The 26,324-nt window shown below is 37.0% G+C and carries 24 protein-coding genes and 1 pseudogene; 11 read left to right on the top strand and 14 right to left on the bottom strand.

All coding sequences use genetic code 11. The annotated features are described in order from the left end of the window. Positions 1-150: 150 nt before the first annotated feature. Genes M0M44_RS19085 through M0M44_RS19075 form a run of 3 tightly spaced genes read right to left on the bottom strand, consistent with a single transcriptional unit; the run spans position 151 to position 3,644 of the window. Positions 151-555, bottom strand: a complete 405-nt coding sequence (locus M0M44_RS19085) for a response regulator (protein ID WP_248727121.1) — start codon at positions 553-555, stop codon at positions 151-153. Continuing rightward, the gene (locus M0M44_RS19080) at positions 549-2,852 is read right to left on the bottom strand and encodes a PAS domain-containing sensor histidine kinase (RefSeq protein ID WP_248727120.1); all 2,304 of its coding nucleotides are present in this window, start codon (positions 2,850-2,852) and stop codon (positions 549-551) included. The genes M0M44_RS19085 and M0M44_RS19080 overlap by 7 nt, the downstream gene beginning before the upstream one ends. A gap of 33 nt (positions 2,853-2,885) precedes the next feature. Next, a complete protein-coding gene (locus M0M44_RS19075) occupies positions 2,886-3,644 on the bottom strand; it encodes a LytR/AlgR family response regulator transcription factor (protein ID WP_248727119.1) in 759 nt (252 codons plus the stop codon). Positions 3,645-4,467: 823 nt separating this feature from the next. Here M0M44_RS19075 and M0M44_RS19070 point away from each other — a divergent pair. From M0M44_RS19070 to M0M44_RS19050, 5 genes are all read left to right on the top strand, one after another. Then, on the top strand, positions 4,468-5,166 hold the full coding sequence (locus tag M0M44_RS19070; protein WP_248727118.1) for a type 1 glutamine amidotransferase domain-containing protein: 699 nt from the start codon (positions 4,468-4,470) through the stop codon (positions 5,164-5,166). Between the two features lies 1 nt (position 5,167). Further along, on the top strand, positions 5,168-6,094 hold the full coding sequence (locus tag M0M44_RS19065; RefSeq protein WP_248727117.1) for an NAD-dependent epimerase/dehydratase family protein: 927 nt from the start codon (positions 5,168-5,170) through the stop codon (positions 6,092-6,094). Continuing rightward, the gene (locus tag M0M44_RS19060) at positions 6,094-7,005 is read left to right on the top strand and encodes a helix-turn-helix domain-containing protein (RefSeq protein ID WP_248727116.1); all 912 of its coding nucleotides are present in this window, start codon (positions 6,094-6,096) and stop codon (positions 7,003-7,005) included. The genes M0M44_RS19065 and M0M44_RS19060 overlap by 1 nt, the downstream gene beginning before the upstream one ends. An 11-nt stretch (positions 7,006-7,016) precedes the next feature. Continuing rightward, a complete protein-coding gene (locus M0M44_RS19055) occupies positions 7,017-7,262 on the top strand; it encodes a hypothetical protein (RefSeq protein WP_248727115.1) in 246 nt (81 codons plus the stop codon). A gap of 457 nt (positions 7,263-7,719) precedes the next feature. Next, on the top strand, positions 7,720-8,424 hold the full coding sequence (locus M0M44_RS19050) for a hypothetical protein (RefSeq protein WP_248727114.1): 705 nt from the start codon (positions 7,720-7,722) through the stop codon (positions 8,422-8,424). Between the two features lie 790 nt (positions 8,425-9,214). Here M0M44_RS19050 and M0M44_RS19045 read toward each other — a convergent pair. The 3 genes and pseudogenes from M0M44_RS19045 to M0M44_RS23960 form a co-directional block, all read right to left on the bottom strand. Beyond that, positions 9,215-9,841: an IS3 family transposase gene (locus M0M44_RS19045; RefSeq protein WP_248727113.1), complete on the bottom strand. Its 627-nt coding sequence runs from the start codon at positions 9,839-9,841 to the stop codon at positions 9,215-9,217. A gap of 19 nt (positions 9,842-9,860) precedes the next feature. After that, positions 9,861-11,027 (bottom strand): annotated as a pseudogene (locus tag M0M44_RS19040) (IS3 family transposase). A gap of 109 nt (positions 11,028-11,136) precedes the next feature. Beyond that, on the bottom strand, positions 11,137-11,385 hold the full coding sequence (locus tag M0M44_RS23960) for an IS3 family transposase (protein WP_420842787.1): 249 nt from the start codon (positions 11,383-11,385) through the stop codon (positions 11,137-11,139). Between M0M44_RS23960 and xseB the strand changes: the two genes are divergently transcribed. Further along, entirely contained in the window at positions 11,359-11,559 is a 201-nt protein-coding gene (gene xseB, locus M0M44_RS23955) for an exodeoxyribonuclease VII small subunit (protein WP_420842743.1), read from the top strand. The two genes, M0M44_RS23960 and xseB, sit on opposite strands and share 27 nt — an antisense overlap. Here xseB and M0M44_RS19030 read toward each other — a convergent pair. After that, the gene (locus M0M44_RS19030) at positions 11,556-11,855 is read right to left on the bottom strand and encodes a hypothetical protein (RefSeq protein ID WP_248727111.1); all 300 of its coding nucleotides are present in this window, start codon (positions 11,853-11,855) and stop codon (positions 11,556-11,558) included. The two genes, xseB and M0M44_RS19030, sit on opposite strands and share 4 nt — an antisense overlap. Before the next feature lie 286 nt (positions 11,856-12,141). Between M0M44_RS19030 and M0M44_RS19025 the strand changes: the two genes are divergently transcribed. Then, entirely contained in the window at positions 12,142-12,591 is a 450-nt protein-coding gene (locus tag M0M44_RS19025) for a response regulator (protein WP_248727110.1), read from the top strand. A gap of 98 nt (positions 12,592-12,689) precedes the next feature. On the opposite strand, the gene M0M44_RS19020 is transcribed toward M0M44_RS19025, so the two are convergent. Continuing rightward, complete coding sequence (locus M0M44_RS19020; protein ID WP_248727109.1) at positions 12,690-13,004, bottom strand: DUF6965 family protein; 315 nt, start codon at positions 13,002-13,004, stop codon at positions 12,690-12,692. A 384-nt stretch (positions 13,005-13,388) separates the two neighbouring features. On the opposite strand from M0M44_RS19020, the gene M0M44_RS19015 reads away from it, so the two are divergent. Next, entirely contained in the window at positions 13,389-13,856 is a 468-nt protein-coding gene (locus tag M0M44_RS19015; protein WP_248727108.1) for a JAB domain-containing protein, read from the top strand. A 623-nt stretch (positions 13,857-14,479) separates the two neighbouring features. Here the strand turns inward: M0M44_RS19015 and M0M44_RS19010 are convergent. Beyond that, positions 14,480-14,773 (bottom strand): hypothetical protein, encoded by a 294-nt coding sequence (locus tag M0M44_RS19010; RefSeq protein WP_248727107.1) that lies wholly within the window; start codon positions 14,771-14,773, stop codon positions 14,480-14,482. 302 nt (positions 14,774-15,075) lie between these two features. Here M0M44_RS19010 and M0M44_RS19005 point away from each other — a divergent pair, with 302 nt between their 5' ends. Genes M0M44_RS19005 through mobC form a run of 3 tightly spaced genes read left to right on the top strand, consistent with a single transcriptional unit; the run spans position 15,076 to position 18,735 of the window. After that, positions 15,076-15,468, top strand: a complete 393-nt coding sequence (locus tag M0M44_RS19005) for a plasmid mobilization protein (RefSeq protein ID WP_248727106.1) — start codon at positions 15,076-15,078, stop codon at positions 15,466-15,468. Then, entirely contained in the window at positions 15,453-16,718 is a 1,266-nt protein-coding gene (locus M0M44_RS19000; RefSeq protein WP_248727105.1) for a relaxase/mobilization nuclease domain-containing protein, read from the top strand. Before M0M44_RS19005 ends, M0M44_RS19000 begins: the two co-directional genes overlap by 16 nt. 31 nt (positions 16,719-16,749) lie before the next feature. Beyond that, positions 16,750-18,735, top strand: a complete 1,986-nt coding sequence (gene mobC, locus M0M44_RS18995) for a conjugal transfer protein MobC (RefSeq protein ID WP_248727104.1) — start codon at positions 16,750-16,752, stop codon at positions 18,733-18,735. A gap of 1,385 nt (positions 18,736-20,120) precedes the next feature. Here mobC and M0M44_RS18990 read toward each other — a convergent pair. From M0M44_RS18990 to M0M44_RS18965, 5 genes are all read right to left on the bottom strand, one after another. Next, positions 20,121-21,026, bottom strand: a complete 906-nt coding sequence (locus tag M0M44_RS18990; RefSeq protein ID WP_248727103.1) for a sporulation-delaying protein SdpB family protein — start codon at positions 21,024-21,026, stop codon at positions 20,121-20,123. Further along, positions 21,007-21,606, bottom strand: a complete 600-nt coding sequence (locus M0M44_RS18985) for an SdpA family antimicrobial peptide system protein (RefSeq protein ID WP_248727102.1) — start codon at positions 21,604-21,606, stop codon at positions 21,007-21,009. The genes M0M44_RS18990 and M0M44_RS18985 overlap by 20 nt, the downstream gene beginning before the upstream one ends. Then, on the bottom strand, positions 21,575-22,444 hold the full coding sequence (locus tag M0M44_RS18980; protein WP_248727101.1) for a sporulation delaying protein family toxin: 870 nt from the start codon (positions 22,442-22,444) through the stop codon (positions 21,575-21,577). Before M0M44_RS18980 ends, M0M44_RS18985 begins: the two co-directional genes overlap by 32 nt. A gap of 693 nt (positions 22,445-23,137) precedes the next feature. After that, positions 23,138-24,199 (bottom strand): hypothetical protein, encoded by a 1,062-nt coding sequence (locus M0M44_RS18970; protein ID WP_248727100.1) that lies wholly within the window; start codon positions 24,197-24,199, stop codon positions 23,138-23,140. Between the two features lie 491 nt (positions 24,200-24,690). Beyond that, a complete protein-coding gene (locus M0M44_RS18965) occupies positions 24,691-26,289 on the bottom strand; it encodes a PepSY-associated TM helix domain-containing protein (RefSeq protein ID WP_248727099.1) in 1,599 nt (532 codons plus the stop codon). Positions 26,290-26,324: the final 35 nt, after the last annotated feature.

Here is a 26,324-nt window from a genome sequence, read left to right as displayed (position 1 = left end):
GAGCGTAAGGATGAGATATATTTATCACAGTTTAAGTAGCAATTGTAGTAATTGCTAAAAGCACTATGACATCGCCAGCTTAGTGGTGAAGCATAAAAGTCTGATTTAGTTTAATTCAATTATTAGAATTAATATTAGCCGTGACTTCTCCTAAATAATTCGGTCAAGAAATTCTTTGGTAATCGGCTTTACATGAAAAGAAACCACATTTGTATTACTGCTTGATCGTGCGATATCTTCATTATCAATTGTTGAGGATATGATATAGGTTTTGCAATAATTTTTTAGAGCAGCTGATAATTTATCATATGCTTCCATAAATTCAAATCCGGACATTAAAGGCATATAAATGTCTACAAAAATTATTTGAGGCAATTTGGAAATATTGTCCTGATTCTCCTGCAGATATTTCATAGCTTCTTGCGCCTCTGTATAATGCAGCACATTTTTCCCAAAATTATTCTGCGTAACCATCCGTGAGATGATATATAAATCTATCAGATTATCATCGATAATCATAACTGTTTCAAATTTTGGATTTAGTTCTTTTAACATGGTTTCAAATTTTTTAAAGTGATATTAAATTTGGTTCCAATCTCTTTTTCTGACTGCACTTCTATAGAGCCCTGCAATATTTCTACAGCATCTTTAACGATATATAAGCCAATACCTGAGCCGTCTTTGCCCGAAAGACGAAAAAACATTTCAAATATTTTTTTATGATATGCAGGATCAATTCCTATCCCGTTATCCTCAATTGAAAAATGGAGATTTTCATGATCTGAATATCCAAATATTTTTACAAATCGGTCGGCTTCGTCTTTTTTATGGTATTTTATGGCGTTGGAAATTAGATTTTTTATAATGGTTGTAAATCGAAGCTTATCTGTATAAAAAGGTTTTTGTTCCTTTATTTCAATTTCAAAACGAATCCCTTTTGCTTCTTTCATTCTTTGAAGCGAATCTACTGTATCGAGCATCATTTCATTTAGCGAAATCTGCTCCGGTAAAATCCCTGTACGGTTATTACGCGAATAGCTTAAAATATTTTTTATAAATTCATCCAAACGATTGATGCTGATCCGTATCAGTTCGGCATGCTTTAGAGTATCAATTTCCCTGCTTTCTGTTTCAATAAAAGAGATTAGCCCAAGAATAGATGTTAGAGGTGAACGCAGATCGTGTGATACACTATATACAAATCGATCCAGTTCCGAATTGGTTTTGATAAGCTCCCGATTTCTTTTTTCCAAATTTGCTTCTGCCTTTTTGCGATCAGAGATGTCATTAGAAAGAATTAATCTTGCAGCAGTTCCTTCATAGACAATATTATGGGCAATAATTTCAACCGGAACAATAGTTCCATCTTTTTTTATATGATTCCAAATTCCCCTATTATAATTCGATTCATTAATATGTGAAGTATCACTCGATTTTATGAAATGAATTTTATCATCATTTGGGCGTATGTCCAAAGCAGTCATAGAAAGGAATTCCTCACGGCTGTATCCGTATTGCAGAATTACCATTTTATTTACATCCAGAAATTTAAAAGAGGCTAAATCAATAATCCACATTGGCATTGGATTGTTGTCAAAAAGATACCTGTATTTTTTTTCACTTTTTCTTAGTTCTTTTTGTGCCAGTTTTATTTCTGTAATATCAGAAAGTACTATAACTGCTCCTGTTATCTCGCCATCAGCATTGTGAAAGGGAACTGGGTGCGGCAATGCATTGCGCTTATCTCCATTGGGGCGTTCTATAATTATTTCCTTACTAAGGATTGGATCCCCTCCTTTTAGCGCTGCGGCCAACGAACATAAGTTCAGAGGCGCAGCATGCTTTTTTTTATTATCATTATTATTCCATGAAGTATACCATAAATCTTTTCCTAATTCAGGCTCTCTGCCCCATAATGCTGCTGCAGCTTTATTATAGAGCACTATCCGTCCTTCAGAATCGCAGGAGTAGGTGGCAACCGGCAGCTTATGGATTAGATCTTTATACATTTTTTCGCTTTGTTCAATTTTTTTTCGCGATAGAACCTGTTCTGTTACATCATTGCCAAAAATAAATATTCCGTCAATAGCATTATTAACATCCCTTCGAGCCTGAAAAATAAAATTTAAGTAAACATCTTTTAGTTTCCCGTCGCTATAGCGATCAAATGTTATGGGCATTTCATTGGCACAAAAGCTTTCGCCTGTCTGATATACATTATCTAAAATTTCAAAAATTCCCTGCGTTTCAAGTTCTGGCAAAACTTCTTTTACGGCCTTCCCAATAATATCCCTCTTATCGATTAATTGCAGATAAAGTTCATTTGCCAATTCATAAACATGATTGGGACCATTTAAAATTCCCATATAGGAAGGTGCCTGCGAATATATATTAAAAAATTGCAGCCTTTCGGTCTCGAACGCTTTTTCTATATTTTTTTTCTCAGTAATATCTCTCCCTATGCAGTAGCATAAATTTTTAACATCATCCTGTACAGCAGACCATTGCAAATAGATAATATTTGTGTTTTTGTGTATGAACTTTTTTTCAAATATAGACGCATGTGTTCCGCTTTTAAAATCAAAATTTTCATTTGTCGGAGCAGCACCATCCTCATAAAATATAAAATCACTGTATTTGATGCCAAGCAGCTCTTCAGGCTTATATCCTAAAATGCGTTCTGAAGCTTTATTTACCCATACAAATCTTCCCGCTTCGTCACAAGAGCAGATCAGATCCATCGAAAAATCTAAAATTTTACACAGATCATGTAAAGGTTCTTCATAATAATAAGGGGCATTATTATTTTTCTCTTTTGCAGCGTTGCTTTCTGAAATATTATTGGTATTCATTTTCCTAGTTATTGAAGTTAACTTAAACTCTTTTTAATCTTTAAGTTTTATAAATTTATTAAAGTCATCTTGCCGTCTTTTGGCAACAGGTAAAATTAATCCATTCGAAAGTTCGCAGAAATAACCATCTTTTTTTGAAATCTTAGCAATATGCCGAAGATTGATAATATAAGAATGATGTATTCTGAAAAAATAACTGTTATCCAAAATGTTGCTGTATTCACCCAGATTTCTGCTTGACATTACTTTGGTTCCGTTAGACAGGATAAAAACGGTATACTTTCCATCTGCCTTGCAAAAAGTAATTTCTGACATTAGTATGAGTTCTATTTTTTCTAAAGATGCAACGGCAACGTAGTCATTTTTTTGATTAACAGTGTTTGAAATATTTATATTGTTAATTTTTTGATGCTGATAAGAGCGTTCCATTTCCCTTCTTTTAATTACTTTATAAACAGCCATTATTATCGAATTAAAATCAATTGGTTTCAGTAAAAAGTCAACGGCATCGTGTTTGAAGGCCTTAACAGCATAATCTTTATTTGCGGATATAAATACAAGTTTGGGAATGCTGAATTCTAATTGTTCAAGCATTTCAAAAAACAGATTGTCTTTAAAAACAATATCTAAAAGGATAAGGTCTGGTTTTTTCTCTTTTATTAAAAGTATTCCGTTTTTTATACAATCAGCGTTAGCAATTATTTCAATAATGGAGTTTTCTTCCTCAAATTTTTTTAAGATTTGAAAAGTTTCTTGTTCTTCAGATATGATTATGGCATTAATAGGGGTCATCGTTTTTTTGCTTTATTTATCAATTCAAAAATTTAGTTCCGAAACTCAGATATGAATATTTTTGATTGTCAATTGTTTACTGATACAGGGGGACATCATATTTTTAAAGATAAATTACAGAAACATTAAGTACAACTTTTACAATTTGGTTATCGAATTTGTCGAAAAGTAATAAATGAACAAATAAGAGTATAAGTGTTTTAAATTGACCTTTATTTAGCTATCGCAAGTAATGAAGTAGCTGAAAAGATATATTTTATATTTTTTGCATTATTTAATCGCCGTATTATATGAAATTAATCGTTCTTTAATAAATTTATTATTTACAAAATAAGAAACATTTGGGAGTACATTTATAGGATATAATACTTCATTTATAGGACTATTGTCTCTTTAACAAAATTTTTGTATTTACTAGTTTTTTCAGTGCCTTCCATTTTTTCTTAGTTTTTCTCTAGCACTGGAATACGACTCGAATCGCAGGTAATGGCGTATATAAAAAAAAGCTCCAATTGTATTCAATTGGAGTCTTTTGGCTTTAAGTGGCACTACAGGACAAATTTCAAACCATTTTATGGAAGATCTGATGAGATTGTCTTACTATAATATGTGTAGAGCCTGTCTTTGTATGGCTTAAACAATTTGGTTTGGGATATTCTGTTAAAGATCAAGGGAAAAATTATTTTGATTTAATATTGCTTTAGAAAAAAAATTGCTCTTCATTAAAATAGGATAACTTTAGAGATATGGTTACAATTTTCCGTAATTTAGATACTGCTATCAGATGAACTAAATTGAAATTTGCAGTATTAAAATAAATATTATGAGTTTAAATATTTTAATTGTTGTGACCAATGTAGATACGTACGCAGAAAGCGATCTTAAGACAGGTTTATGGTTAAGTGAACTTACCCATATTTATGATATGGCTCTAAAAGAAGGTTATCAAGTAACGATCGCCAGTCCCAATGGCGGTGATGTACCTATCGATCCTGAAAGTTTAAAATTCTTTATGCTTGATAAAATTTCAAAGAAATATTGGAGCAAATCTTTTTTTCGCGAATTATTAAAAAATAGTAAAAGTCTGGATGATGTTTCTAATGAAAAGTTTGATTTGATTTATTTAGCCGGCGGACATGGAACGATGTTTGATTTTATAGATAATAAAACATTGCAAAATAGTATTGCTAAGCAGTATGAAATCGGAAAAATGGTTGCCGCAATCTGCCACGGCGTTGGAGGACTTTTAAATGTAAAATTATCGAATGGAGAATATTTGATAAAAGATAAAAAGATTACAGGTTTCAATTGGTTTGAAGAAAGTCTTGCCGGAAGAAAAAAAATCGTGCCTTTTAATTTAGAAGCAGCATTAAAAGAAAGAGGTTCTGCTTATGAGAAGGCAGTTATTCCGATGACTTCTTATGTGGTTACAGATGGAAATTTAATTACCGGACAGAATCCATTCAGCTCAAAAGAAATAGCAGAAGTGATAATGAAGCAATTTAAAAAAAAGGCTAAATAAGATGCAGACAATATTAGGAGCCAATGGGCAGATAGGTGAAGAATTGGCAAGAGAACTGAAAAAAAAATATACTTCAGATATAAGAATTGTAAGTCGAAAAGCGCAAAACGTAAATGATACAGATACTGTTTTTTCGGCAGATTTAACGATTAAAGAAAAAGCAATAGAAGCGGTGAAGGGAAGTGAAATCGCATATTTTACTTTAGGACTTCCGATGGATACTGATTTGTGGGAAAAACAATTTGTACTGATCTTAGGAAATGTTATTGAAGCCTGTAAAATCAATAAAACGAAACTGGTATTTTTTGACAATACCTATATGTATCCTCAAGACGGTAGAGTGCTTGCGGAAGAAACTGCCTTTGAACCTGTGGGAAGAAAAGGAAAGATCAGGAAAGAAATGGCCGAAATGGTTTTAAGCGAAATAAAATCAGGTCAGTTAGAAGCGGTAATCTGTCGTGCGCCTGAATTTTACGGACCCGCCAAAACGCAGAGCATCACTAATACTTTGATTTTTAATGCAATTAAAGAAAATAAAAAACTAAAAGTACCTTTGAGCGACACTAAAAAGCGAAGTCTGATTTGGACACCAGATGCAAGTCGTGCCACGGCATTAATAGGCAATACGCCAGACGCGTTTGGACAAACATGGCATTTGCCTGTTGATGAAAGCCATCTTAATTATAAAGAATTCATTGCACTAGCTTCTAAAATTTATGGAAGAGAATTAAAATATAAAGTTATTCCAAAGTTTGTATTTGCAATCGGAGCGTTTTTCAATAAAAAATTAAAAGAACTGCAAGAACTGCTTCCAAGATACGGACAAGCGAATGTTTTTGACGATTCAAAATTTAGAAAGCGTTTTCCAGATTTCACTGTAACAAGCTATAAAGAGGGAATAAAACAGATTAAGAACGAATTTTTATAATGAGCACTCCTATAAAAATACCATCCATTAATGCGCTCCATCAATTTTTAGGATTAAAGAAGCCTTTAAATCCGCTGGTTAGCGTATTTGGTTTTGATGATGTAAAATTGGAATCTGAGACCATTTTAAGCGCTTTTATTTCTGACTTTTATATTATTGCCTTAAAGAAAGATTGTGCAGGAGGGAAGTTCAAGTATGGTCAGCAGTATTACGATTTCGATGAGGGAATCATGTATTTTACCGCTCCGAATCAGGTATTACAATTTGAAGATATTCTGCTAAATGATGTAAAAGGATTTGTGTTGGCCGTGCATCCTGATTTTTTATACCATTATCCTTTGGCTGTAAAAATCAAAGAATTCGGATATTTTTCTTATAGCGTCAATGAAGCGCTAAATCTTTCTGAAAAAGAACAAGAAGCTATCATGCAGATAATAGAAAATATTGGTAAAGAAATCCACAATAACATGGATGCTTTTACCCAGGATTTATTGATAAGCAATATTGAATTGCTTTTGAAATACTGCGACCGTTATTACAGCCGTCAATTTTTGACAAGGAAGAAAGCAAATTATTATCTGCTTATTAAATTGGAAGCCCTTTTAGATGATTCATTCAAAAATGATAATTTGACAGCAAATGGAATTCCGACAGTTGCGAATATAGCCAAAGAGCTTCATTTAAGCCCTAATTATCTCTCCGATATGTTACGTATACAGACTGGGCAGACAACTCAACAGCATATCCAAAATAGAGTAATAGAAAAAGCAAAAGAACTTTTATCTACGACTTCAATGTCGGTATCTGAGATTGCGTACCGATTGGGTTTTGAATATCCGCAATCGTTTCATCGTTTATTTAAAAACCAAGTGACCGTTTCTCCATTAGAATTTAGGCAATCTTTCAATTAAAAAATTTAAGAATGACGCCTAGTGAAGAATTGCTTGATTCAAATAAGATGCAATTATTTTGTGATGCCATTCCTAATTTTACAAATTATTCTGAAAAAGAAAAAGAGATTATAATATCGAAAATAAGAGAGTATTGCTCTCAAACCCCTGTAATACCCGAAACATTTACGCTCAATCAATTGCAGGGTACTCCGTCATTTATTATTTTCGATGAGAACTATAATATGTTAGCGTCATATTTCGGTCATCAAAAATGAAGATATTTTAAAAACTAAATTAGAAGAACTTCTGCAGTAAGATTTTGTTATTAAGATAAATACAAAAACGCTATATCCTTGACGGGACTTCGAACCATCGTTCAGCTCCGATTAAATCTCAGATAAAGCCACTTTAAGACTGTTTATTCTGAACAGACTAAGGATTTCTCGTGAAAAAATCGAACCACAAAATATTAGGTTGCAATTTGCAAAATTAAATATTGGTTTTGAGATTATTCAGGTCAAAATTTGATGATTAATGTTGTTAAATTTTGATGGAAATAAAAAATTTGTGTGCACATATTTATTGTTCTGCTGAAGCTAAAAATGGATTTATTTCTCCCTAATTTTTGTGAAAAAAAATAACATAGTTGAATGGATAAATTTATTTAATATTTATCTTAGCTTTCTGTGCAAAAAAGTATCAGCTCCACTATGTAAATAAAAAAATATGATATTGAATTACAATGAAATAGTCCAAGAACTATCAGATAAGAATTGGAAAAAAATTAATATTATTTTAAGTATTAATGAGGGAACTATCGGATATGATAAAATTGAATATGTAGATTATAAGGATACAGCAGTTTTTTTTTGGGTAAGATTTGTTGCTATTGGTGATTTAATTGAGTCAATACGCAATAAATATAATAGCAATGTAAATCACCTTAGCAAAAAATTTAATAAATATCAGATTGAAATTTATCCTAATGGTGAGGTTAGAGAAAAAGAATGGTGGGATTTAGAAAAAGAGAAAAAAGATTTACTGGACGGGGCAGAAGTTTTTTATCAGTGGGTAAATGAACGCATGATGTCCATGATATTTGAATATGAGAAAGATGATAATCTTGTTCCTACTCAATACGATGATGATGGAGATTTAGAATATTTGAGTTCTTGGGACAGAGGGCTGTTTACTTTTTATATCAATGAAAAAGAGGAGTTGGAATACAAAATAGCACTTACAAAGGATGGAATTGAAAGGCTTTTAGATATGCCATTAAAAGATTATTTTATAAAAGAAATTTTAGACCATCATAAAATAACGAATGAAAAACTTGTCACTGAGTGGCAATCTTGGAATACAATGGAATTAAAATCTCTTAATTACGATATTCCTTATGACAAAAGAGAAGAGTTCGTCAGATATATATACCAGTGAAAACATTGAAAAATAAATATTGTTATAAGTATAATTTAGAAACCTTAAAATGAGTATAAATTTAGTGCCAATAGTGGAAGCTATATAATCATTACAATAAATTTCCATTCGTAAAATTGGTTATGCAATATGAATTCACTCCATCTGGATCGCATAAGCTTTTTGTAAGAATAGCCTGAAATATTTATTGCATCGCCCGGAATTAGTCAATTTATATTAAAACATTTCTACAGCGCTCATATGACTTGTATTTAGCGATAATTCACTAAATCTGCTTTTTGGCTGGCTATTTTTATTAAGTAGTATTAAAGTAAAAGTAAAAGTAAAAGTAAAAGTAAAATTAAAATTAAAATTAAAAGTAAAATTAAAATTAAAATTAAAAGTAAAATTAAAATTAAAATTAAAAGTAAAATTAAAAGTAAAAGATACTAACTAATGACTTGATGTTCTGCTAATTATTGCTCTCATAATTTTTGGAAATTCTTGTTGCAGTTAGTGCTGTAATAGAATGACAGTCAGCTATTTAGGTTTGAATAAAATAAACGATATGTCTATGTAAATTCCAAAGCACCACCATAAGAAATTATGGCATTATAATTCTGCATGGCTATTACTGAAGAATTTCTGACTGATGCATTTGCCATGTATTTTAAAAGGCTCAAAATTTCTGTTTTTTATTCCCTTGTAATGTGCATTCATTCATCGTTAAGCATTTTTGTTTCAACTACGCTAATTGTACCACTAATAGTACCCCAACACTAGGCATAGAGACAAGTATTGAAATAAATGGTTACAGATGCTTTGCTGCTTCTTTAAAATTATTGCTTTTGTCACTTATTTGGCAGTATAAACCCAGCTCTTTCATGTAATTGCCAACTGTCTTCACGGCTAATTGATAGCCCGAATTTTGCAGAGCTACTTTAATTCTCTGCTTTCCATACCTTTTCTCAGCGGCAAAAAAAATTGCAGTTATTTCTTTTTGGATTAGCTTTTTTCTTTTTTGCTCTGTATCATACTGGTCTTTCCATCTTCTATAGGTGCATCTGTGAATGCCCAAAACTTTACACATATTTCTTATAGAATATCTTTTTTCATTGTCTTTCATAAAATGAAAGATTTTTGGTTTTCCATGCATAAGATGTTCCCCTGCTCTTTGTAGAATTTCAAATTCTAATTCTGATTTTTTTATCTTTTTTTCAAGCTGCGATTCTTTGTGATGTTCGTTTCTGTTTTTTAAAGAAAAATTTTTTGAAAAACCCTCCGGGCCGCATTTTCTATATATTTTGCGCCAATTATTCAGCGCACCTTCGTATATTCCAAGATCCTGTTCGAGTTTCGTTAAATTATTACTTTTGTAACTCTGCAGTACAGCGTTCACCTTAAAGTAGGGATCGTACACGTTAATTGTTTTTTTCATATTTAGCCTGATCAGAATATTAGACTATGTTTTCACAAGCATTGAACTGTTCGATAGTTTTGTAATTCAATGTAGAATGTATCCTTTTTTTATTGTACCAGTTTTCTATATAGTCAGCTATTTCCTCTTTCAGTTCTGTTTGATTCAGCAGCTTGGTCTTTGGATAGATCAGTTCCCTTTTAAATGTACTAAAGAAACTTTCGGCAACTGCATTGTCTAAATGGCAGCCTTTCCTGCTCATGCTTCTTATGCAGTTATAGGAATTAAGTTGTGCTGTAAAAGCTCTATTGGCATATTGCACACCTCTGTCAGAATGAAATATCATTCCATTTAATACTTTGCGTTTAGCCGCAGCCATTTCCCAAGCCGGCAAAGTGGTAGTTTTAGTATAAAGACTGCCGCTAAGACTCCAGCCGACTATTTGCCGGTCATGCAAATCCATAATGATTGTGAGGTAAAGAAATCCTGATTTAGTCTGAATGTAAGTTATATCTGAAACCCATGCCTGAGAGGGTTTATCTGCTTTAAACTTCCGGTTTAAAATATTGGGAGCTGTAAAATAATTATGCTTAGAATCTGTTGTTACCTTAAATCTCCTTTTTGATCTGCTGCGTAATCCGAGCAGCCGCATGTAATTGGATACCTGTCTTGGAGCTATCTTAAATCCGCGCTTGTTAAGTTCTTTAGCTATCTTATTCCTGCCTTACTCTTTTTTGAAACTTAAAAAAATAGAAGTAATTTCTTCTTTCAAAAGTGCCACGTGTCGATGTTTTTTGGGTATGCCGTTTTTTTTCCATTTGAAATACATGCGTTTGCATATCCCCAGAATCTCGCACATCTGTTCAATGGTGTACCTGTTTTCGTTATCTTTTATGAATGCGTAGACTCTCAGTTTGCCTTTAAAAAGGTAAGGCGTTCCTTTTTTTAAGATTTCCAGCCTAATATCCGATTTTTTACTTTTTTTTTCAAGCTCGTAAAGTTTTCTATTGTCTGGGTGCACTTTTGCGTAACCAATGCCTGGAAAAGACCCTGTGCCAAATTTTTTGTACTCTGCACGCCATCTGGACAGTACAGTTTGATTGATTTTAAGTTCCTCAGCAAAGTCTTTTAAACATTTTTTTTCGAAACTTAAACTTACTGCATTTATTTTAAAGGCAGCATCAAATTTTCGGCGCTCTTTAGCCATAAGTTATTGAATATAATTCAGATGTAAAAAGTACTAAATTTATTTCTAAAAATTCTATTCTTTGGGTATAAACCTCTTGGCCTTGTTTTTTTAACTTTTCAGAAATTTTTTAATCATTTTTAGTTGTATTATTTGCTTGATTTTTAACTGCCGGGGTATTTTTTTTAATCGAAACATATATCACTAATTCTCTCATATGTTCAAATACAGCCGTGTAAGATATTAGGTAACCTGCTTTTTGAAGCTCTTCAGCGATACGGGAGGATCCATAAGTCTGCTTAGATGCAGAAAAAATGGAACTGATTTCTTTTTTTAAGTTCTCACATAATTTTTGTGTTTCTGTAGGCTGGCCTGGAATGAGCTTACTGCCATTTCTAAAGAAATAGAGAGTGAAACCATTTCAGTGGACGAGCTGGCGGCCAAAGTAAAAAAGGCATCTGAGCTTATCGCCTTTTGCCAGGGCAGGCTTAAAGCCACCGAGACCGAAGTAGGCAAAATCATCGACGGCATGGAAAACCGGAAAGAAGGTTAAACTACAGCTGCAAACTGATCTGAAGTGAATGTGCGATCTATTATATCATTCCCAGGACTCCGGCCCATTTTTATCTGTATCGCCCCAGCAGCATCTGGATAGTCCGAATCGGCAGCATTATTAAAAATTTCCCAGTGATCCTGCCCTGAGGCATCACTTTGTTCAAAAGGATCAGGTGCTGTTTTTAAGCTTTCCTGTAGGTCAAAAATGGAAGCTTCAGAAGTGTCTTGCTGTTCTTCATCAGATGCAGCGGTGAGAAAACGGAAAGCAAAATTAATCGGCTTTTCTTTTCCCATCGATGGCGTAAGGGGAGGCTGGGAGGCAATGCAAGTTCCGATTTTAATCTCTGCTGCAGGAGGGCCTAAGTAAGGGCATCCATCCGATTATGTTTTTTAGCAGGCTGTGCTGATTCTGATCACTTGCAGCACTTTAAAAAAAAAGCCGTATATTTGCTTTTCACCAGCCGCACGCGGACATAATTCGATCGTTTATCTATTTACAGAGGCTTGTATTAATTTTTTTTAGTATAACTTTTGCGGATTCCAGAAGCTTGTCTTCTGAGTTGCGCTAAATTTGAAAACGATGCTACAAACACAGAATTTCCACAAAATCATTTATCATGCAGATGATGATGAGGATGACAGAATTCTTTTTATGGATGCTGTCAGCGAGCTTGATCTTGCCATTAAGGTAAAGCAGGCAGAGGATGGGCAGCAGCTGCTCCACAGCCTGTATCAGGCCATGTCAGAGATTCCCGAACTGCTGTTTCTGGACATCAACATGCCGGGCAAAAACGGACTGGAATGCCTCAAAGAGATAAGGGCAGGAGCCATGCCTTTTAAAGCGCTGAAAGTGATCATGCTCTCCACCAGCAAAAGCAACTACATCATTGATAAGTCTTACGAACTCGGCGCTGATTTTTATGCCGTCAAGCCGGGCACCTATCAGGAGCTTAAAAAGCTGCTTCTGGATATTTTCAGCATCGGCTGGAGCACGCTTGCAAGAGATAAAACAAGGTTTCTTCTCACCTGAAAACAATAAAATTCTATAAGCAGACAGCCCCGCAGTTCATGTGCGGGGCTGTTTTTTTTATGGGTAAAAGGTAAGATGATGCAGTGTGGCGGCAGCGGTCAGATTTCGGCCTGCGGCTGCTGCTCGCTTGGCTCAGAGGCGGTCTTCCCAGCCGCATTTTCTTCAGATGCAGGTTCTTCGGTCTGGATTTCTGCCGGAGCCGGGCTCTGCTGCATTTTTTTCAGCAGCAGATAAAAATCCCTGAGATGCCACCAGGCAGGACAGCGGTCTGGAGAACCGTTAAAGTTGCGGATGCCGATGTAGCAGCTTTTAAGGAAAAGCTGGGTGTCGCTTATGTAGGCCCAGTCGGTCCATTGCACTTCCTCGGGTGGCGGATGGCTCTCAAAATGGCGCTTGATATCTTCGTAATTCATGGCGCAAAATTAGATAAAAACAGAGCATCGTGCAAGGTTTTTAGAAGCGTTTGACCTCCGTTCCGCATGTAATCCGGCTCTTTCAGCCCTCATTTTTTTGATACCCAGCCCATTGCCCTGCGACTATTTTTTTTAAGCCGCCCTGCCATGCTTTCCAGTACGGCATTTTACTTTTTCCACAATAGCTTTCAGCCTGTGCCGTGCAGTGCGGAAGAAGCCTTTTGAGTTTAATTCCACCACAAAGTTCGGGCGCAGGACTTCGGTTCGCCGCAAAAAATTCCCCCATAAATGCAGGACATCCATCCTGCTTTATTGCGTTGCTTTCTGCGCTCGCTTTCCTGTGCCCGGTGCAGGTGCTGTTATTAACCTTAAAATTGAAATGCCATGAAAGCAAATGAAAACAGCAGCTGGAAAACCGTATCGGAAATCGACCTTGTATACAGAACCAGAATCAAAAGCTCCGAAAGGCCGCTTATCACTTCTTCCAAATCCGCCTACGGGATTCTGGCGGACTGCTGGGATCCCGACAAGATTGAATTCATCGAGCAGTTCAAAGTGTTGCTGCTGAGCCAGTCCAACAGGGTGCTGGGCATATACCAGGCTTCTTCGGGAGGCATTGCCGGAACTGTCGTGGACATCAGGCTGCTGTTTGCCGCGGCCCTTAAAGCAAATGCCGTGGGGCTTATCATTGCCCACAACCATCCCTCTGGAAAGACAGCCCCTTCAGAAGCCGACAAGGGCATTACCAGAAAGATCAAAGCAGCAGGGGAGCTGATGGACATCAGACTGCTGGACCATCTGATCGTAACGGCAGAGGCCTACTATTCCTTTGCGGATGAAGGCGCTCTATAGCGCCTTTTCTTTTTCTGTTTTATTTATTATTTCGAGTTGTATAGTACAGACTTGGAATGCTGTAAGATTATCGGAAGATGCTGTAAGGGCAGACTGTTTAGACTGCCGTAAATTTGTCTTTATACTGGTAATGATGCTGTAGAATCAGTCAGAAAAAACAGGGGACCGGCGGGGTTCGTCTGGAGGTTCTGTCCCAAATGATTTAGTTAATTGCCGTATACTTTTCAGGCAACCGCCGGCCGCCTAAGGACTCCCTTTTTAAGGGAGTTTTTTTGTTTTGTATAGGCATTCGTATCAGAAACTAAAAGTGTATGGTAATGGCCTGCTCAACATCAAGAATCTCATAGTCGGCAGATCGTCTGTTGAAGAATATGAAACTCCCCGTATTTCAGGTTGAGCCTGCTGCAGATGAGGTCAAATATTTCGAGGGTCTGCTGCATTTCGGACTGTCTTTCTTCAAAGGCTTTTAATTCTTCTGGGCTCATAGGGCATTGGAATGTTTATTCAAAAATAGCATAAAAAAAGCAATGGAATTGCTCTGCCTGCAGCAATAAAACAGACTGCCTTTGATAAATTAAATAAGCCGTTAGCAATTTCGTTAACGGCTTTCTGTTTTCCTTTTTTTACCTCTTTTTTTCTGCTCCCAGACCGGCAAGCTTCTCGTTCAGTTCGGTAAGGCCGGCCCTGGCCAGACAGTCTGCGGAAAGCTTTTTGAGTTCGGCAATATTTTCTTCTGCCGTGCGCTGCAGCAGCACCGACGGACTGCCGTCATTTTTAAGCAGGCCGCGCTCAATGGCATGGCTCAGCAGCAGCACATTTTTTCGTGAAATCTTCAGATCAATCCTCACCGGTTCGTTCATGCCCGGGGTACTCAATATGGTATCGAATACCAGGGCGGCATCATTTTCTGTCAGCATAATTTCTGCGTTTTTAAGTTAATAATCTAATGATTCAAAGATAGTCAGAAGCGCTTACAACACCCCGTTCAAAATATGGACGGGATAGGTGCAGTCCACAAGTGTTTTCTACTTTCGCTAACGCAATCCGTTAAAAAGAGCTTTTAAAACAGGTTCGCTTTGATAAAGCAGCTGGACTGCCACGTTCCTGCAGTCGGCCAGATGTCCGTTTGTTAAACAAACGCATCGGGCTTCCCCAAGCTCGGAACTCGCGGGCAGTGAAACGGAAAGGAAAAGTGTTTAAGAAATGAAAGGGAAAAAAGATGGGAAAAGAGATTTTAAACAGAACCCGCATAGCCGCGGTGCGCTTTACCGCCAGCGAATATGAATCGCTGGAAAGGAGATTCAAGGCAACCACCTGTAGGCAGATGAGCGAATACCTCAGAAGCTGCCTGCTGCATAAACCCGTTACGGTCAAGCATCGTGACGCTTCGCTGGATGAATTCATGCTCGAGTTCATACGTCTGAGAAAAGAGCTGGGCGCCATTGGGAACAACTTCAACCAGACGGTCAGAAAGCTCCATACCCTGCAGCAGATCCCCGAGTTCAGGCATTGGATTTTAAGTACCGAAGCGCAGCGCGAACGGCTGCTGCTAACGGTGTCGGATATCCAGAAACTGGCCAGCGAAATAACCTCGAGATGGTTGCAGTCATAAAGACCGGGCATTCGGTGCGCAGCATATTCCAGTACAACGAGAACAAGGTCAAGGAAGGCGCTGCCGAGTGCATAGGGGAAGGCAATTATCCTGCTGCCGCGAATGAGCTTACAGCACTCATGAGACTGAATAGATTATTGAACCAGAATGCCCTTAACGGCAACGTGAAAAGAAACAGCGTGCACATCTCGCTGAACTTCCATCCCTCTGAAAAATATGCCGATGAAAAGCTGCTGCAGATTGCCGATGCCTATATGCAGAAGATAGGCTTCGGCGGGCAGCCTTATCTGGTGTATCGCCATGATGACGCAGGGCATCCGCACATCCATCTGGTATCGATAAAAGTACGGGAGGACGGCTCTAGGATCGACATGCAGAATATTGGAAAGAACCAGTCGGAAAAGGCGCGCAGAGAAATTGAAAAACAGTTCAATCTGCTAAGGGCGGAAGCACAGAAGCCTCTTGAGATCCCGCTTATAAAACCTGTGTCTGCCTGTAAGGTTTCTTATGGCAGAATGCAGTCCAAAAGAGCCATGTCGGGGGTGCTCTCCTCGGTGCTTTTGAGCTATAGATACAGCTCGCTGGCCGAGCTAAACGCCGTACTGCAGCTCTATCATATAAGGGCGGACAGGGGGAGTGAAGATTCAAGGATTTTTAAGACGGGAGGACTGGTCTACCGCATACTGGACAAAGAAGGGAAATCCTTGGGAGTGCCCATCAAGGCGAGCGATTTTGCCATGAAGCCGACGCTTGCTTTTTTAGAGAAGCGGTACGTGCTGAACAGCGGCGAAAAGGCATTTGAAAAGAAGCGGATCAGAAGTGCGGTGGATGCTGTTTTTCTGAAGAAAAATATGGATATGGACAGGCTGGCTTCTCTGCTTGGAAAAGAGGGAATTGATGCGGTCTTAAGAAAGAGTGAGACAGGAAAACTTTATGGGATAACCTATGTCGACCACGTCACAAAGTGTGTCATAAACGGCAGCGCGCTGGGAAAAAGATACAGTGCAAAAGGCATGCTCGAACGCTGTCCTGGAACAGCAGAAACGAAACAGATTTACGGGACCATAAACGTGCGGGACAGTGAGACTGCTGAACAGGAGATGCGAGTTTTTGAAACTCTTGCAAATGGGGTTTCGATCAGGGTTCTCGAGGAACTTCTCAAACCGGAATGGCAGGCAGATAATGTGCCTGCCGCACTAAAGCGTAAACGCCGCCGAAGAAAGAAAAGAGGGGGTTCGGAGCTGAATTAAAAGATAAAAATAATGCTAAAAATCTACAGCCATGCAGACGGGAGAAAATGAACAGGCGCTGAGAAAAATTATTGACATGACAAGGCTCATCGGCATCGCTTTGCTGCTGGGGCATTTCTATTATTGCTGTTACGAAGCTTTTAAATTATGGAATCTCACAGGTGAATTCGGAGACAAGATTCTGGCATCGGTCTGCCGCTCGGGACTGTTCGGAAATTTTTATATTTCCAAGCTTCTGGCTCTTGGTCTTCTGCTTATATCACTGCTGGGAGCAAAGGGAAGAAAGGACGAAAAGCTGGAGCTGAAAACCGCGATTTATAAAATTGCGGCAGGACTGCTGCTGTATTTTTTAAGCGGATTGTCTCTGATTATAATTCCTGCTTTTGAGCATGCCGCGGTGGGGTATATGACTGCTGCTGGTCTGGGGTTTCTGCTGGTGCTTTCGGGCGGGACGCTGCTGTCCAGGCTCATTAAAAACAGGCTGGGCGCTTCAGATATTTTCAACACTGAAAATGAGACTTTTCCGCAGGAGGAAAGGCTTTTGGAAAATGAATATTCCATTAATCTGCCGGCGAAATATCATCTGAAAAAAAAGCTGCGCTGCAGCTGGATCAACATCATCAATCCGTTCCGCGGGCTGATGGTTTTGGGAACGCCGGGATCGGGCAAGTCCTACTTTGTGATCCGCCATGTCATCACCCAGCACATCGCCAAAGGATTCAGCATGTTTGTCTATGATTTCAAGTATGATGACCTGTCCAAAATCGTCTACAATACTTTTGAAAAGCATAAGCATGCATATAAAGTATTGCCCAAATGCTACTTCATTAATTTTGACAAGATCATGCACCGCTGCAACCCATTGGATCCCCAGAGCATGGAGGATATCACTGATGCTTCGGAGTCCGCTAGGACGATCCTTATGGGGCTCAACCGAGAATGGATCAAGCGCCAGGGGGACTTTTTTGTGGAGTCGCCGATCAATTTCCTGTCGGCAGTAATCTGGTATCTGAGGAGATACAATGACGGGGAGTTCTGCACCCTGCCGCATGTCATCGAGCTCATGCAGACCGACTATGACAGCCTTTTTACCCTTTTGCGCACCGACAGGGAAATCGAGGTGCTTATCAATCCCTTTATCAATGCCTATCTCAATGATGCGATGGACCAGCTCGAGGGGCAGATCGCCTCGGCCAAAATTGCCATGGCAAGACTGTCTTCCCCGCAATTGTACTATGTGCTCTCGGGAAATGATTTTACCCTCGATATCAATAATCCTGAGGAGCCCAAGATCGTCTGCATGGGGAACAATCCGCAGAAGATCCAGATTTACGGAGCAGTTCTGTCGCTTTATGTCAGCCGTCTGATCAAGCTGGTCAACAAAAAAGGGAAGCTCAAATCCAGCCTCATTTTTGACGAGTTCCCGACCCTCTATCTCAACAATATGGACAGCCTGATTGCCACCGCTAGAAGCAACAAAGTGAGCACCTGTCTGGGGGTGCAGGACTTCAGCCAGCTGCGGAAAGACTACGGGCGCGAGCAGGCCGATGTGATCCTGAACATCACCGGAAACATCATCTCGGGACAGGTGACAGGGGATACGGCAAAGCAATTGTCGGAGCGTTTCGGGAAGATCATGCAGGACCGGGAGAGCATTTCCATCAACAGCGCTGACACCTCCATCAGCCGTTCCAGACAGCTGGAATCCGCTGTGCCCGCATCAAAGATTTCGTCTCTGAGTTCGGGTGAATTTGTCGGGATGGTGGCCGATAATCCGGACTGCAAAATAGAATTGAAAACATTTCACTCGGAAATTGTAAACGATCATGACGCGTTAAGGAACGAGGAGGAAAGTTATAAAGAAATACCGCCTGTAAGGAAGCTGGACAATGCGATGGTCCAGCAGAATTTTGCCCAGATCCGCCGCGATGTGCAGGAGATCATCTATACCGAGATGGACAGGCTTTTAAATGATCCGGCTTTGAAGCATCTGGTGGTGAAGAAGAAGAAGAGGTGACTGCTTTGGGACTGTTTTCTGCTGAGGTTTTTATATGGATTGCTGTTAGGATTATTCTGTACAGTGGGCAGGCCTTTTTTCTTAGTTACTTTTATTGATGCAGATATCCTTATTTTTATAGATGTTTTTTATTGTTGTTTTGGCCGGTGAAGGGGAGGCTGGCTGTAGTGGAGACCGTTTGATAAACGACGCTCTGCAGAGAAAGAGGCTTCTCCTTGATTTATTAAAACCGTTGTAATTACTAGGCTTCAGATGCTGTTTAAGATCTGATGCTAAAAAAAAGTGCGCCTCGAATTTTAGCCAATTTCTTGAATCAAAGACAGGCTAAAAGAAAGCGGAAAATGCAATTGCCAATTAATGAATTTCTGAAATATTGGAAATTTATAGTTGATACTTTTGTGTCAATCGATGCATTTTGAGTTTCTCCTCAAAGTATCGTTGTGCTGGCTTTTGAATGATTGTAGTTGTTTTGAAGCCAATCTATCTCCAGGCAGTCTGGTTTTGCATTGATAATTGCCGCAGAGTCCATTCGTAAATACGAAAAATTGGCCAGACAAATGCTCTTCAGTAATGGAAGTGTGAAAGATTTCAGAACTGGGCAGCCTTGGAGTGCGACGAAATTATAGATCATGTTCAAAAAATATCGCCAAATTGCCGTACGATAAGTGATACGGTAAAAATCTCTACTAATAGGATATTATTATGGTATACTAAAAAGTCCGAAAATACTTTCAGGCTTTTTAGTTTTAATGCAGTATTCTTTTGTCCATTCCTATATCTACTCGAAGCCAAACCCCCTGTACATCTTGATTTTTGTGATTTTTACTGTTGCAGACAATGATGTGGACATTCTTCCACAAAATTTAAACTATGCAAAGTTCACTAAAATCCGACTTAAATTTTTGTTTGAGAAAAGTGTCAATTTCCACTAGAAGCTAACCGTTAAATTTAGCTTTGAACCTTTTTATCTCTCCCAAAATACAGTATTGCAATTAAAGGGGCTATGATCAGGTATAAAATTAGATATATAAAATTCTTTTCGAGGCCAATTGCTTTAAAAACCATATATGAAAAAACGGACGTGGTAATAATTGCAATAAGGCATAAAAAAAGTTGCATTTTTTTATACATACTTTCTCGGTTCCCGTCTGTGATCTCAACGGGGTAATTAGCTGATTTTGGGTTTTTTATCAAAAGTCCGATAAAAACCAGTATAAGTAAATTAACTCCAGAAGAAATCAGCAATGACTTTTTGCTGCTATACCCGTCCACTTTCCCAGTTATATCCACGTGAGAAGCGACTGTTTGAGCAATTTCTGAATAATGGTATAATAGCAGCAGAAGATAAGTCAAAAATACAGAAATACTAATGAGATAAAGTAGTTTTACTTTTTTAGATACCATAATTTAAAATCAATAGATTGATAAGTAGGGTAAAGAAACAGTATAAGAGCGGCACAAATTGAAAAGAAAAACGAAAATATTCCATGGTAAATGATTATAAAAAAATGAAATAATATTCCAAAGCACAGAATTACTTTGCGATATTTTACAGATGCCACCAACCCTAAGAATAATAAGATTTCCAACGCAAGAACACCATAAGTAAGTAAGGAAATAATAATAGGATTGCTTAAAAGCTGGTTCATAACTGTCGAAATAGCTGTAGGCATTCCAAAGACGCTATGATTAAACCAGTAATAAATTGCTGTCCCATTTACCCACTCTGCGACACTTAGCTTACCTAAAGAAGCATGATAGTATATCATTGCGACTTGAATTCGTATTATCCAGATTGAAAACAATCCAATAATATTTTTTGCAGAGTCATTGGGTTTAATATGCATCCAATGGTTTTTTCTTGGATCAGTCAAACAAAATGGTATCAATAAGAAGCTTAAAATTGATGCAATTTGATCCCCTCCGTCTATTACTGACGAAAAGTAAAGAAAGCTTATGGAGATCCACCAATGCAATATTGAAGTTATCTTTATGAAATAACCTGAAATGGTTATACAGAGAATTATTATAGCCAATCCTTTCATGTAAAAAATATTGTCAAAGCCACATAATGTAAAAAAGTTATATTTATTTATAGGTATGACAGGGTTTAGTACAGGGTTTATTATTGTACCGTCGATCTTTTTATGAAATAAAATACTAATTGGATTTACAGCCAAAGTAAGTAAAGTTCCCATGGCAAGTAAACTCCTTGCAAAACCGACAGTATTTGTATATGGGAAAAGCTCTAAACAGGAAGTTTTAATGCGGTTATTGATTTTCTCTATCATTGCATATTATGTTAAGTCGAATTATTTTTGCAGGCATTTTTATTCTGTCTAACGATCTGCTCCAGGCCCAAGGCACGGCCTTTTGATAGATTACGATGTATTCACCACACAATATTTGGTCTTCCATCTGGTTTTGAACTGATATTACTTCCAGTGGCACTTTAGAATATATTTTTTCCTGGTAGCTCCACATCGTATTCTGATAAAGGCTATCATTTATTTCCCTTTTAATGAATTGTAATTCAGACAACATCTTTGATGCTCTTCTCTTAAGTCCAAACAAATTATTGTGAGAGGAATGCCTTTGCGAAATTTCTTCGAATTTATTGTCGGCGTTTTTCTGGTAAATCACAATTTGTGCCTCCCTTGGATTTCTTGTAAAAAAAGCCCAGCCTTGGGGAACAAACGTAAAAATTTTGTTTTCTAAATTTACATTTAGTTTAATAGGGTTCTCATTCACGGTGTAAAGAAAAACTCCTGCGATAAATATAAATGCAAAAATGGCACAAACGGCAAAAGTTATAAAATAGATCGTCCCATCGAGTAGCTTACTTCTCTGCATAATATTCGGCAATTTCATTAACCAATGTTTCTGTTCTTAAAGTAGCTTCCTCAGGATCTACTATTGGTCCAGGTGGCGTTATATCGTCAGGTCCTATATAATCCATTCCTGTACAATCTAACCCGCAATTAATTGCTCCGTCATAGGTTACTTGATTGCCTGAATCAATACTAGGGCCGTAAAATGCAAATTTAAAATAAATCAAGGCGGTAACTGCCACTGTATTGTGTGCTGCTATTGCAAAATATGCTACGCAGGCAACAGCCCAAGTGCAGGGAACAACAGTCTCATTTTCATCGGTTATCATGTTTTTTTTAAGTAAACTGTCATATTCTCCTTTGTCAATAGCTGTCTGAAATGTTTCAATGTATGTTTTAAAACTGTCTTGTTTATTAAGTTTAAGTTTACCGGTATATATGTCAGATTTTACTTTGTGAAAAACTTTCTTTAGTTCAGGGAATATCACCTCAAAATTTTCTTTAATCATAGTAGACCCCAATTCGATGCCAAGCTGCACTTTTCTTTGATCTCCACTTGTAATGAGTTGTTTGAATTCAGGAAAAAAACTTGGATTTTTGGTTTTTATTTCTTTCACAAGAAGATCCAGCTTATTGACTACTTCGACTCTTTTATCACCTTTAAGGTTATTGGTTAAATCTATTTTACTTTTTAACTGGTTTATATGGACTGCAAATTCTCCAACCCCAAAGAAAATGGATTTGAATAACTCTACGTCTGTGTAGTTAGCAGTTTTTTCTGTTCCGGACTGGTTATTTTCCGATGGGCTGCAGCCTACTATCAAACTAACTGCTAAAGCAAATGTGATTTTAGATAAGTAGTTTTTTATTACTTTCATGGTTTAAATTTTTTGATTAATAGATTTCAAAATTGATTTTTTTTATATTGTATTTGGTAAGGTTTGTTATAAGATTTGTGAAAATTTTCAGATTAATTTGGACAAATATAGAAGATAATGTTGAAAATACAAGATTTTTCGTAAATTTAAAATGTTTAATCTCAGTATTTTCTGAGTCGATGTATTAATCAGTTAAGAACAAAATATTGCTCTCGATAAATAATATTTAGGCGAAGGTCTAATTGTAGGATAAAGAACATGAAAAAAAATCTATAAGGCAAGGAAACTAAAAACATTTAGAGGGATTTGGAATCTTTTTCTTAGTAGCGAGAAAAGAAGTCCATTAAGGCGTGCAGGTTAAACGATAGCACTGTCTAAAAGTTTCGAACCTAAACCGCTTAACCTTGTTTTTGTTTTCTGTAGTTTTCAAAAATACAATGTGCCACGATTCTGCCGCAAAATTTGGAATAGGCAATATTGGATGAGCTGGAAAAATTTATTCTTGAACTCGGAAAAGGATTTGCATTTGCCGAACGCCAAAAGAGAATGATTGCGGTTTGCTGCATGCCGGCAAAAAGAAAGTCCGTAAATGTATTTTTAGAATTGCATCTATTATATAATGGCTATAAGTTTCACAGGTTATGCTGCAAAAAGCAGATCCTATTTGTTATTCCTTGATAAGATTGCGATGGTCTAATCTTTCTGAAAAATATGCAAGCTGTTATGGTGATCTAAAACATATATTTTACCCCCGCCATATTTCAAATCTCTAATCGCAGGAAATTTTCCTTTTGCTTCTTCGATCTCGCTATTCCAAATGATTTCTTTCTGCTGTCTGCTGAAAACCGCAAAACGGTTATTATCGCTCCCTTCATAGCCATAAATATTTTCCATATCAAAACCGCCTATGCAGTTCAATTTAAGTTTGTGGGTGAGCGAAGACCCTTTAAAGCTATAGCTGCTAAAATATTCTGCATTTGAATTTAAATCGAACTCAATGTAAAAGTGCCTGCTTAAGTTAAAAATAAGCCCATTTTTTTCATCTAAAACAGTATGGTAGCCAAAGCAGCCTTTGAAGCCTTCAAAGTCACTTTCTCCCTTTATCATTTTTCCTTCTTTTATATGGCGCGATTCTACTCCTGCTTTTATATCCAATGCCAAAATTGCCCCGCTGTTTAAAACTAGCCACAGTTCAGTTTGATAAATGCCTAAAAATTTTATAACCTCTGCCTGTTTTTTTACCGATGGCCCATCAATGCAATCTGCTGACTGCTTCCAGCTGTATTTTGCTGCTAATCCGTACTTCCAGATCAATTGCAAATTTGAATCATCTAAACAGAAATTAATGTTTATGCCATCTTTAGTGTAAACTAAAAAACCATTATTTGCCATAAAAACCATTAATCTTTCTTCTACATTCCATACTTTAGTAAATGTCTCTCCAAGATGTAACTTGGTGGTGGAAAATCTATCGCCATAATAGGCGCAGTCTTTTTCAATGGCTTTAAAAATTTGTTTATCAAAAACCTGAAAATCATTGTATTTTCCAATAAATCCTTTTGGGCTCTCTAATGTATGATTAAAACAAATCCATTCGCCTGAAGACTTCAGCCCTGAAATTTCATTTTTAGCATCATAAATGCTATTTTGGCCTTTATTATATAAAACATTTTCTTTTATATATATTAATTCGCTTGAATCCGTCAATAAAAAAGTATCCAAATCATTAATTTTATTTTTTAGAGCAAATTTCATGCTAATTGGTTTTACATATTAATTTCGCTGTCAAATCTATAGCATTGTTGTGTGAATCCAAAATATCCTGTGTTATTAATGCTTTAAGACGATCTGGTTTCTGTACAGGCCAGCTGAAAAGCTGGAGATTTGCCTGAATAAGCAACGTGCGCATCAAGCTCTCCCATGAAATAAAGCGGTATGAGGTGCAAAACGCAGTTGCAGTAAGCTGTGTTTTTCTTAGCAGGAAGCAGCAGGGCTCAACCAATGTTTTCACTGATGATCTTAGAATGCTGCAGTACAGTTTTCTTTCTTTCTTTCTTTCTTTCTTTCTTTCTTTCTTTCTTTTATTTTTAGTTAGTTTTAGACTGTGGATATGCTAACGAAAAGTGTAGATATAGCTAAGGGTGCATTTTTGCACCCTTAATTTTTCATAAGCCTCTCTTTAAAAAAAAAAATTAAAATTCGGCTTAGTCTTTTTCTTAGAAACTTACTCCCTCAGAAACTTTTGTTTATTTCTTTAGAAAAAGGATAAAACCTAAAACACTTACAATTAAAATCGAAAGCGCTGCCAGAACTGTTGCCAAATCTCGAATGTTTTTTCCTGCCCAATCCATAAATAAAAATTTATGCAAAATGGCGAAAGAATATCCTTCAATTCGATCAGAATTATTAATGACTGCCGCTAATCTTGATGTTGAGGTTTCAATGAAATACGTTGTTTTTTGCGGTGTGTCATAAGCCAGCTTTACAACAGGAAGCCTTTTGTTGACAAAACCATATTCTCTGCTTTCAAAATCAGTTAAAACTTTTGAATCAAGCAATTTTATATTTTCTAAGGAAGGCCGTGAATCATCTTCTGAAGTGTCGATCATTTCACAGCAAGAAGCTTTTGGCGCTCCATCGGTAAAATAATAAGCTAAAAATTCAGCGTATTCTAAATCCAAATTTGGTGCAGTTTTATTTGTTGCAGAGTTAATGTAAACCACTTTAGATTTTGGCTCTTCTTTTTTGTTCGATTTTGAATCTGATTTTGGCATTTTAAATCTTTTGGCATCTTTTTCAAGCAATTGGCATCTGTAATAAGTAGTGCCATTCAGTGTAATGATGCTTATATTTTGAAAACGATTCCAATCCAAATTAAGATTATTGTTTGCTTCAGGAATTTCCTTAGCTGCAAAGGTTGGCTCGTAAACCATTTGCGATAAAGTATACGGCGCCCATTTTGTAGTGGCATGATAAGCACCGCTGAATGCAAAGGTCAACGTGAAAAGTGAAACCCAGATTCCGATTTGGCGGTGGTATTTTCTTAAGCCTTTTTTGGGTGCCAGACCGTCAGTTTTTTTGAATTGTTTCCAGAGCAAGCCATAAATTAAAATGCCGCTTAAAGCAGAAAATCCAATTATAGACAACAGGAGAATCATGGTAATAATTCGAACACTATTATTAGAAATTGCATCAATAAAAGACCAATTGTGGAAAGTGTCGAAAAACCAGATGAAAGTCTGTCTAGAAATAGGGTTGTAAGCTGCCAGTCTGCTTGATGAGGTTTCTACATAGACCTGCATGCCGTCTGGACGGTCAAAACTTAATTTATAAACTGGCAGGTAACGGTTTACATATTTATATTGAGAAGTAAATTCGGTTACAACCTCCCTGTTTTTGACGGCACTTTTTTGGTCGTCTAAGAAATAACGAGATAGCCACTCTGCATACTCCTGATCTCCGTTTTCCAGTTTCTCTGCAGTTGAAGCATCATAATACCAAAGCTCGCCCAGAATTGTTTTTACCTGATAATAAGTGGCATTATAAAAAGTGACAATTCTGAAATTTTTAAATTGCGATATTTCATTTTTCAGCAAAACTTCTTGAATGGAATAATGCAGTTGGCTTTTGTCAATAATTGGCTGTTCGATTTTATCGTGGGCAATTTCAGGTTTGAAAAAATGCGCCATAAAAGGATGCATCAAACCAGATAATGTCCAGAAAATAACAGGAACAATAGTGATTAACCCAATAACACGATGCCATTTGTACATGTGCTGCTTGATTTTTTTTATGAATTTAGAATCTTTCTTCTTCGAAGATTTTCTATTTGTCTCTTTAGCCATTGTTTATTTTTTTTGCCGCTCCCAATTGTGATTAG

Source organism: Flavobacterium humidisoli (genome assembly GCF_023272795.1).
In the GTDB taxonomy this organism is placed as follows: domain Bacteria; phylum Bacteroidota; class Bacteroidia; order Flavobacteriales; family Flavobacteriaceae; genus Flavobacterium; species Flavobacterium humidisoli.
This window is presented reverse-complemented; position numbering and strand designations above follow the sequence as displayed.